Genomic DNA, 10,360 nt, shown 5'->3' on the forward strand with positions numbered 1-10,360 from the left:
TCTGTCATTAAGCAATCGAATTGATTTCACCCGTAAGTTGAGCAAAATTCATGTGAGGATAATATGATAGAGCTGAGACATCTTCGTACTTTGATGGCACTAAAAGAGAGTGGTAGCCTTGCTGGTGCTGCCAAAAAACGGTTCGTTACCCAATCAGCGCTATCACACCAAATTAAAGAATTGGAAACCCGTATTAATTCAGCCATCTTTATCCGTAAAAGTAAGCCATTATCGTTTACTCAAGAGGGGGCAAGATTACTGAACCTTGCCGAAGAAATTTTACCTAAAGTGATGGTCACCGAATCTGATTTGAAAAAAGGTTTGGATGCAGAATCTCAGTCATTAAAATTGGGGATTGAATGCCACAGTTGTTTTCGTTGGTTAATGCCTGTCACTGAAGCATTTAAGCAATTAGCACCTGATGGTCGTATCGATTTGTCGAGCCGTCACTTATTTGATTCTTTAAATGCTTTAGAGCTGGGCGAACTCGATATTGTGCTCACCTCAGATCCTGTGCCAGGACATGCATTAGCGTACCAACACTTATTTGATTTTGAGGTTAAGTTGGTTGTTGCTAACGATAATCCATTAGCAAAAGAAACGTTTATTAAACCTGAACAACTGGCTAAACAAACCCTAATTTCATACCCAGTACCGCTGCAACGCTTAGATATTTATAAGAACTTTTTAGAGCCTGCTGGTGTTGAAGCGGGTGAGCAGAAACAATGTGATTTAACCGCAATGCTGTTACAACGAGTTGCATGCAATGACGGTATTGCCGCATTACCAAGTTGGTCAATTAACGAAAGCCATGGGCTAAACCTATCCTCTGTGAGACTAGGAGCAGAAGGCCTTAAACGGCCATTATTTGCGGCTTACCGTCGTAATGCCGCTAACACCAACTTGATTCAAAAGTGGTTGACCCTAGTTGCTGCTGAAGGGTTAAAGTTGCAAAGGTTAGCTCAACAACACTAAAGCAAGAAAGTGTTAGAAACACCATAAAAAATGCCACTGATACAGTGGCATTTTTGTTATTTAAGATTTGATATTTAAAAAACTGTCGATGAATGAGTTACATCACGAATCGATATCAGATAGTGGATTTATCAAAACATTACGTTTCGCTAAAACATGTCTTAACACCATGCCCGCAGAGTTCGCATTATCTGTCTGCTTAATATTATGAGCAATCATAAACTCATTACGTAAATCATCATCAAGCCCTAATGCTTCAAATGCTTCTATAGACAGGCTTTGTTGTTGAGTATCAATGAGGGTTTTAATCACTTGTAGTGAGATAGCTTTTTCTGATGCGGCATTTAAAAACGCAAATGCACTCAAGGTTATTACCTGACCAAAAACGCTGAATAAGGCTAAAGTTTGCACTTCATCAGCATCAATATCAATCGGTTGATCGCTTTCTTCAATATCACGTAGATGCTGCACCGCATCGACGGCGATACTTTCAGTTAACGCCCAATAGCCTTTGACCAATTTACTGTATGGTTCTTTAAGCTCATCAAGACGTTCTTTTAAATAAAATGAAAACGCATAACGATAAATATTCACTTGACCTAAACGGATAAGTGCATCTTTAATGCTGCGATTTTTAGTCGAAATAATACCACCAGCTTGAGCCGTATTACTGCGCCATAATAAGTGTGCAGCTAACGCAGGATCGCTAGAAACGATATCAATTAACACACGGATATCAGCTTCATTAATGAGGGCTTTCTTCAAAGGGATCAAAATACCGCGACGACCAATCACTTGTTCTTCGTTACCGATAATAGCTTTGACTTGAGTTAACACTTGTTGCTCAAGATAGGTCATATTGTACTGCTTCCCTTTCACATTTTTATATTTCTCTAACGAGATTTATCCACATAAGCAGCATAAAGGTCAAGTAATTAATCCTTAATCAAACAAAAAGCCGACAAGCGAGTTGTCGGCTTTAATTTTTCTAGTGTTTTATCCTGTTTGGATTTTTTCCACCGTTTAAAAAACAATCACTTCTAAAAACGGTATCCAGCAGTCAAACGTACAGAGCGGCCATTCCCTGAATAATAACCATTACCCCATGCAGAGTAATAGCCAGCGCTGACATACTCTTCATCAAATAAATTATCCGCACGCAAACTTGCAGACCAATTATCACGAGTGTAGTTCAGTGCAAGGTTAGCTAACACATAGCTGTCTAATTTAGAGTCAACATTGGCATTATCACCTTCGATATAACGCTCACCGGTGTAAATGCCTTCTGCAAACACTTGCCACTCACTTGCAATGTCATAACTGACATATGCACGTGCATTATGTTCAGCAACCCAAGACAAAGCCTTACCTTCATTTTCACCTTCAGTGAACTCAGCATCAATGTAGTCATATGATGCACCTAATAACCAATCTTCTGATAATTGAACATCAAAGCTGGTGTTAACCCCAAAACGGCGAGATGCATCCGCATTAACGTTTGCACCGCCACCTTGTGGGCCATCTGTGCGCCCAGCGTCATAAACAATCTCATCTTCTAAATCGAGTACATAAGCGTTTAATTTGAAGGTGTATAAGCTTTCTGTCCAATCCCATCCTGCTTCATATGAACGACCAGTTTGTGGGTCCAACCCTATTGTGGTTACTGGTGTGTAAGCCTGCTCATCAACTTTAGCAAAACGGAAGTTATCATTAGCACGAATATAAAAGCGATGTTCGATACTTGGACGATAATTTAAACCTAACTCAAATGCATGGGCGTCATTATCAAGCTCGACACCGTTTGGATATAAAGTTTGATCGGTTAAATCATCAGTCACTTCACTATAGCGGCCACCCACGACGTAAGATAATGTACTTGTTAATGGCACCGAGGCTTGAACGTAAACGCTTGCCATTTTTTGTTCATTGTTTCTTTGAGTGTAAGCCAGATCAAAATCAGCTTCACCAACGCTTAAATCAATACCAGCGACAATGTCTAAATCACCTTGCTCTAACTGGTAATTACCCGTCGCTTTAGGTGAAAAGCTAAATAAGTTACGCTCGATTCGCCCAGCACTCCCCCATAAAAAGTTAGTTGTTAAGGTATCTGAATAATTTATATCAGCGGCTAAAGCCCACTCATTAGTTAATTGATACTCATAACCACTTCGCAGTGCTGTGGTCATTTCATGGGTGTAGTCATCATCTGTGAATGGTGCTGCTTGACTAGGATCATCTTCAAATTGCGCTAAGGTTAAAGCACCTGGTGCTTGACGATTATCGTCATAGTAGCTGGCTTCTACAAAAAACTGCTGTTTATCAGACTGATACTGTAAACGTCCTAAAATAGAGCCCGTTTCACTCTCGTTATTATCACGATAGTTATCGCTTTGGTTGTAGCTACCCGCTAAGTAATAACGCCATGCATCATTGATTTGACCAGTAATATCACCTTTAGCTTCATAGGTATCAAAACTACCAGCGCTTAGCTCAAGACCACCACCAGTTCCGTTAGGAGCTTTAGTGATAATATTAATGACACCACCCACGGCTTGATCACCGTATACGACACCAGCACTACCATATAGCACTTCGACACGCTCAACTTGGTTTAACGCTACCGCATTCAAACTAGGCGCTGAAATATCGATATTATTTAAACGGCGACCATCAATCAAAATAAGAGTGTTACTGGCAGCTTGCGATGCGGTAAAACCACGCATAGCAAAGGTCGTACCTGAATTATTATCAGACACTTGAATACCCGCTTGGCTGCGTAGTAAGTCAGTTAAGCTTACAGCACCGCTCATCTCAATGTCAGCGGGGCCAATGACGTGCACGTTAGCAGCAATATTCAGTGGGTTAGCTTCACTTCGACCTATGACCACAATGGTTTCTGTTTCTGCATTGATAGCAGCAGGCTCAGTAGTTGATGGTGTATTAGTCGTTTCAGCATTAGCAGTTGAAACAAAACTTGCAGCAGAAACACTTAATATCAGGCTCAGTGCAGTGGCGATTTTAGTTGGATTAGTACCCATTTACCTTTAACTCCTAAAAGGAAAAATGGGGCATATTTGCCGCAGCATAGGTGCTAGCAATTTGAATGAAATCAAGTTCAATTAACACTCAATGATTCACTCATGGCTAGTAAGGCTACATTTCGAGATCTGCCCACCGAAATCTCAAAATCATTTTTTGGGCCGGTCTCCGGACTCAGGATAAAGCCACCATTGTGACTCACGAAGCTGAATTTTAAACGTTATAGACTTGTCAGTTCTCCAACAAGCCTATTTAACGCACTCAGTTCTCACCATTACCGTTGCGGGGGCAGTACCAGGTTTTCACTGGTTTCCCGATTATCCCAATTCTATTCATTGAATGAAATAGAGGCTGGGCACCACAAAAAATTGACGATAAATTTGAATTGTTTACACGACTGTTCATCAGTTACATATAACAACAGATTACATTATAACGTGTTAATGTTACTTTTTGATATAAAGAATGATGATCTATCATATTATTCAACTGCTAGCGAAATAAGTTGAATAATATGATTAGAGAAACGGCTTACAGGTTTGCGACAAGCATTTGTGGTGAGGCGCGTTAACGGGAGAACTTTACCGTAAGCATATTCGAAATAAAGTCACGGTGGTTTGAGGCATTGAGTGGCGGGTTAGACTGACTAAATACACTTCCTCGCATTGACTTATGCATTAAATATAAATCTTCAGTGTCTTTAATCACGGCGTAATAACCAATTTCACCTTGCTGCTTACGTGACGTTGCGCCGCCATATAAGTTTTTCATCGCCGTGCAACCAATAATGCCATGATATGCTTCTTTACCGCCGATTTGAGTCATCCCCAACTGGTTATAAACCACTTCTCCTTGGCAACTTTGTTGGTAGGTATCAGCAAAATTATCTAAAAACTGGGCGCTTTCGATATTGTTAGCTAACCCTTCAAAACCTTGAATACAAAATAAGTCAGACCAATCACTAAGAGACTCTCCAGCAGGAACAAACTCCGCTTTATACATGGTGCCACGCTCAGCATTGAAAGCCATTTTCCAGCCAGTGGGTAACACAAAAGAGACTTTATTTGAAAAAATTGACAGTTCTTTCTTAGTTGAACCGCCCTCTGAATCAAGGTTTGCAGTAATAGTATTAAGAAATGGTTGTGGCTCTTTGGCCATTACATTAAATGAAGGGCTGAATGATAACAGCCCCCCAATTATTATTAGGGTAGCGCAAGCTTTCATACCGAAATCATCCTTGGTATTGGTGCTGAAAGGTGAAGTTTAGTTAATTTTTAATAAAATACAGCAAACTATGTCACCAAAATGTTGTATTACTGTATTATTTTAACTACTAATCTTCAAGCTAATCCTCTGAATCAGTTAGATTCAACTCATTTTCATCGTCAATAAGTGCTTCTGCAGCAATCGCGTCTGCAATTGATTTTGCTTTAATTTTCTTTTCTGTTTTGCGTTTGTTGCGCTCAGCCTGTGTGGCCATAAAGCCTGTCAGTTCTTTTTGGCCCCATGCTGTCGCTTCATCTTCTGTTGCAAAGCCATCATGACTTTTAGATACAACAGTCTTGGTTGCACTCATACGACGGGTGATTTCTGCTTTAAAGGTATCGCCAACGGCTAACACACGAAAATCGTACTTCTTACTTTTGCTCATTACTCGGTTTTCCTAGCTGATTACAGCTTAAATATGTCGCGTTACACGCGAATATGCTCAACTTGGCATTGCTGCCAATACGTAGTTTATTGTTTCACTAACTGGTTTGAACCAACAATCATCATTTCACATTTCTGACAGTCGAAAACCAGCTTTAATCTATCTTTTCCGATATCTAATACCATAGGATCAGCCTTAATACCCTCGACTTCTTTAGGGCATAAATTAAAGCTATATCGTAAACAGTGCTTAGTGACCATTAATGGCGCATCGGTTAACACTTGGTTCTTTTCATAGGTGTCTTCAATTTGAATCACACCGTGCTGCTGATAAAACTCTCGAGATTTATCGTTAGCGACATTTGATAGAAAGCTCAAATACTTCTGTGGGAAGCGCGCTTCTTTGTCGTGCTCGCCTCGAAGAGGTCGTTGATACCCATTAATACGCTTCTCATCTAAAGCAGCAATAGCGTCACGACGTAGTCCATTAATTACCGATGCTGGTAAAAACCATCTGTTGGCACAGTTCACTTGTAACTGCCCTAATACATAATCACTATTACCTAGCTTTCCTAATTGAGTTCGAAGGCTGGCATCGGCTTTTGCATAGTCTTTTGCTGGCTCTTTTGCCCACTCAAGCTCGGTAGTAACATAGTGACCGTGGTTATCGTTAATGGTCAATGCAATGCCGCTATCGGTATCATTGAGTGCCATATTCACTCGTATTTTTCTGGTGGCTGAATCTTTAGATAACAACGCATCAAATTGATGATCAAAGTTTCTAAATAGCTCAACACCCATTTTCAAATCTTTACTAACATCAGTTAAAAACAGGGTATTGCCGTCAGCACGATTAACGCGCAGCCCTTTGGTCTTGTTATCAGAAAGACGCTGTTTTTGGTAACCATCGATGAAAAAACATAAACCGTCACCATTATTAAATTCGATGGTTTTACCCGCTTTAGCACTATCAACTTTAATAAAGTCACGGCCAACACCAACAATTGTGCCGACCTTTTCACCTATGTATTTAGGCGAGCTAAAATGTTCAATCAACGCGGTGCGCTGATTAATAAAGTAATCCGTTTTACCACGGTTAAAGCTCTTTTCAGGATCAGGAGTAAACGTAAATTCACTACGGCCATGGGACATCGACTCTAGATCGCTGCGGCGATCAATAATCGCATCTAACTGTTGACGATAATGAGCCGTAACATTCTTAAGGTAACTAATATCTTTAAGACGACCTTCAATTTTAAATGAAGTCACCCCAGCATCAATTAATGCTTCGAGGTTTTCTGTCTGGTTATTATCTTTAAGTGATAATAAATGCTCATTTTCAGCTAATACTTCACCATCACGGGTCGACAAGTCACAAGGAAGGCGGCACATTTGCGAACACTCACCGCGGTTAGCACTGCGATTTGAAAACGCATGACTGATGTTACATAAACCGCTGTAACTTACACATAATGCGCCATGGACAAAATATTCCAATTTAAGCTTGGTGTTGTCAGCAATTTGCTTAATTTGCGGCAAGTTTAACTCGCGGGCTAATACCACTTGCGAGAATCCCACCTGCTCTAAAAATACTGCTTTTTCAGGGGTGCGATTATCCATTTGGGTACTGGCATGCATTGCAATCGGTGGTAAATCTAACTGCAATAATCCCATATCTTGGATAATCAGTGCATCGACACCCGCTTCATATAATTCCCAAATTAAACTTTGAGCTTGCTCAATTTCGTCATCCATTAAAATCGTATTTAATGCGACAAATACTTGCGCATGATAGCGATGAGCAAAATCAGCTAATCGAGCAATATCTTCAACACTGTTACCGGCATTATGACGAGCGCCAAATGCTGGCCCACCAATGTAAACTGCATCTGCACCATGACGAATGGCTTCAATACCATAGTCTGCGTTTTTAGCAGGTGCGAGTAACTCTAACTGTTTCTTTTCAGTAGACTTAGTTACAGGTGGTGTCGGCGAAAATATCTCTACAGAACTCATAATCGATGTTTATCTTTTTCTAGGTAATAAAAAATGCATCAAGATAGTAGCTAAACACGGACTAAAACCACGTGTATGTCACTATCATTGACGCACTGTTCAGTTTGCTAGTTTAGCAAAAAATAACCAGTTTCGTTGCTTTTACTTAAACAAATGCTGAATATTCTTAAAATCACTTTTCCCTTCAGCGATTTCTTGTGGGTTTAACCCTGACACTTCATGAGGGAAAACCAACCATTCTTCAGACTCATGGATGAAATAATCAGGTTTTAAGTCAACAGCGGTATTTTTGGGTTTGTAGTAAGGGCATGCTACTCGAATATCTGTTGGGATATTCTTGCGCATAAACTTTTGCAGTTTATCAATTAACGCATCCACACTACGGCCTGAATCAAAAACATCATCAACAATCAATAAACCGTCTTCTGCATTGGCATTTTCAATAATGTAATGTAAGCCATGCACTTTTATTTTTTTGCTTTGCTTATCAGTTCCAATACCATAATAAGAAGACGTTCGTACTGCGATGTGGTCAGTTTCAACATTTTTGAAATCATAAAACTCTTGTACTGCAATACCAATAGGTGCACCACCACGCCAAATACCAACAATAAATTGCGGTCTAAAACCACTATCGTATACTTGCGCCGCAAGCTTAAAAGAGTCTTCAAGTAACTGCTGCGCACTGATGTAATGTTTATCTGTCATTGGATTGGGCCCCTATCGTTTTTATTGCGGCGAATTTTATACCAAGGATAGCTGCTTGTCTTTGAGCAATGTGACGAAACGTCATATTTGTTACTGAAACTAGACATATTTCAGCAATTATTTAAACCAACCCACCCAGATTGGCGCTATTTTCATGGCTCAAGCATAAGCTCATTTTGAATGTTTTTTCACCATTGACTCCCTGTGCATCTGTGGCATAGTAAATTAACTGCCCATTCATAGTGAAATAGCCCCTATGCTTGCTGCACAAAATGCTAAGCCAGAGTCGTTTTCATCACATGAGTCATTATCTCTTAAAAGTGATAACCCATTAATTTGGCCTCTACTCACTTTACTTCAAGGCCAACATCAAAGCTGGAAGGTGCACCATCTTGCCAGTGCGTTACAAGCCAAAGGCTTGATGCATGATCTTGATCCTTTGCCTGAGAAGGATTTATTCAAACGCAACTTTTTATTGATGAATGCATTGTTTGAATTACAAAGCATGCTGTTACCTAAGCAGTGGCTTCAGGTTCAAGCAATGGATATAAAAATATGTCGTGTATTGCCCCATGACATTGTCCACCAGCAACAACATGATGAAGCGTTAAAAAACTATTACCTTGATTGGCAACATTACGACACTTGTGCCAATGTCGTAAAAGAAATGCTCGAGTCTTTTTGGTCAAGTTACCATGAGTATATTGGGGCTAACCAACAGCTCATGCACGACTCTCATGCCTTACGGATTTTTGAGTTAAACGAAGCCGCAACCGACAAAGATATTCGTAAACAGTGGCGCAAGTTAGCCTTAAAACTCCACCCTGATCGCCCAGATGGAGATGCTGAGCAGTTTCGGCAAGTTTGTGAAGCATGGCAAACTTTACGCTCAAAAGCGGGATAACACCGCGTTTGACGCCTATTTATTTTTATAGAAAGCCGTACCACATCACATATTTAACTCTGAAATAAATCATCGTTTAGGTCATAATTCTTGTTAAGATTAAGGCAATTAAGTTTTGGCTTAATTAAGACTATTTTAAGATTTTTCACGACTACCAGCGGGTAACGTGACACTTTTATTGAGGCTGAAATGATTAAGATTAAACCTATAGCATTTACTATGGCACTTGCGGCATTCACAATCGCCTTAACCGGCTGTGGCAAACCTGCTGAAGTAACGAATGAAAAAGCGGTTGAAGTCACGACTGAAGCAGTGGCTGAAAAAGTTGCTGAGATTCCATCTAAGTTTGTTGAAGGACAGCATTACACTAAAATTTCTGATGCACCAGCTTCAAGCGAGCCTAAAATTTCTGAGTTCTTCTCTTTTTATTGCCATAACTGTTACAACATGGAAAGTAAGTACCTGCCAGAAATTAAAAGCAACTTGAATAAAGGCATCAGCTTCGAAACTAAGCACGTTGACTTTATGAATAGCGACATTGGTACAGAAGTCATGCGCTCATTAGCTGTTATCCATGAAGTGGGTAATGCAGCTGTGCTTAATACTGCCATGTTCCAAGCGATTCAAGGTGAAGGTGGTCATCACGATCATAGCGCACCAGGCCACACACATGATGAGCCAGAAATTAATAACCGTGATGACATCAAAAAAGTTTTTGCAGCTCATGGTATTGATGGTGCAACTTACGACAAAATCGCAGACAGTGATGCCACCAATAAAAAGTTATCACTATGGCGTCAACAGCAAGTGATGTTCCAAGTACAAAGCGTTCCAACTTTCATCGTCAATGATAAATACGCTATCAACATGAATGAAATGCGCACCCTTGGTGACCTAATTGATGTGATGAATTACTTAGCATTAGAAAAGAAGTAATCACCATCGCAAATCGATAACGCAAACCACTCAATTGCTGTTAATGTCTAGTCCTAAAATAGGTTGACGGTTTTTATTAAGCCAGTTGGTACTCCCTACTGGCTTTTTCATGCACCTCGTTTGGGGTTTTCA

Annotated in this window: 9 protein-coding genes and 1 riboswitch; of the genes, 3 read left to right on the forward strand and 6 right to left on the reverse strand. The window is 40.1% G+C overall.

Annotation, left to right across the window (positions count from 1 at the left end; translation table 11 throughout):
* The first annotated feature begins 63 nt into the window (after nt 1–63).
* A complete protein-coding gene (locus AN944_RS19225) occupies nt 64–975 on the forward strand; it encodes a LysR family transcriptional regulator (protein ID WP_055026267.1) in 912 nt (303 codons plus the stop codon).
* A gap of 102 nt (nt 976–1,077) precedes the next feature.
* Here AN944_RS19225 and AN944_RS19230 read toward each other — a convergent pair whose 3' ends face one another.
* The 6 genes from AN944_RS19230 to AN944_RS19255 form a co-directional block, all read right to left on the reverse strand.
* Nucleotides 1,078–1,833, reverse strand: a complete 756-nt coding sequence (locus tag AN944_RS19230; RefSeq protein ID WP_055026268.1) for an HDOD domain-containing protein — start codon at nt 1,831–1,833, stop codon at nt 1,078–1,080.
* A 182-nt stretch (nt 1,834–2,015) separates the two neighbouring features.
* On the reverse strand, nt 2,016–4,013 hold the full coding sequence (locus AN944_RS19235) for a TonB-dependent receptor (protein ID WP_055026269.1): 1,998 nt from the start codon (nt 4,011–4,013) through the stop codon (nt 2,016–2,018).
* 142 nt (nt 4,014–4,155) lie between these two features.
* Nucleotides 4,156–4,392: riboswitch (cobalamin riboswitch) on the reverse strand.
* A 189-nt stretch (nt 4,393–4,581) separates the two neighbouring features.
* Nucleotides 4,582–5,238 carry a hypothetical protein gene (locus tag AN944_RS19240; RefSeq protein WP_055026270.1) on the reverse strand — a complete coding sequence of 219 codons (657 nt, stop codon included), beginning with the start codon at nt 5,236–5,238 and terminating at the stop codon, nt 4,582–4,584.
* Nucleotides 5,239–5,359: 121 nt separating this feature from the next.
* Nucleotides 5,360–5,665 (reverse strand): DUF3622 domain-containing protein, encoded by a 306-nt coding sequence (locus tag AN944_RS19245; RefSeq protein ID WP_055026271.1) that lies wholly within the window; start codon nt 5,663–5,665, stop codon nt 5,360–5,362.
* Nucleotides 5,666–5,751: 86 nt separating this feature from the next.
* Complete coding sequence (locus AN944_RS19250; protein WP_055026272.1) at nt 5,752–7,680, reverse strand: U32 family peptidase; 1,929 nt, start codon at nt 7,678–7,680, stop codon at nt 5,752–5,754.
* Between the two features lie 141 nt (nt 7,681–7,821).
* Nucleotides 7,822–8,388 carry a phosphoribosyltransferase gene (locus tag AN944_RS19255; protein WP_055026273.1) on the reverse strand — a complete coding sequence of 189 codons (567 nt, stop codon included), beginning with the start codon at nt 8,386–8,388 and terminating at the stop codon, nt 7,822–7,824.
* Between the two features lie 256 nt (nt 8,389–8,644).
* Between AN944_RS19255 and AN944_RS19260 the strand changes: the two genes are divergently transcribed.
* Together AN944_RS19260 and AN944_RS19265 are read left to right on the forward strand one after the other, a co-directional pair.
* Nucleotides 8,645–9,292, forward strand: coding sequence for a DNA-J related domain-containing protein (locus AN944_RS19260; protein ID WP_055026274.1), 648 nt, complete (start codon nt 8,645–8,647; stop codon nt 9,290–9,292).
* A 189-nt stretch (nt 9,293–9,481) separates the two neighbouring features.
* Nucleotides 9,482–10,228: a thiol:disulfide interchange protein DsbA/DsbL gene (locus AN944_RS19265; protein ID WP_372037643.1), complete on the forward strand. Its 747-nt coding sequence runs from the start codon at nt 9,482–9,484 to the stop codon at nt 10,226–10,228.
* Nucleotides 10,229–10,360: the final 132 nt, after the last annotated feature.

It is taken from the genome of Shewanella sp. P1-14-1, from assembly GCF_001401775.1.
Taxonomy (GTDB): Bacteria; Pseudomonadota; Gammaproteobacteria; order Enterobacterales; family Shewanellaceae; genus Shewanella; species Shewanella japonica.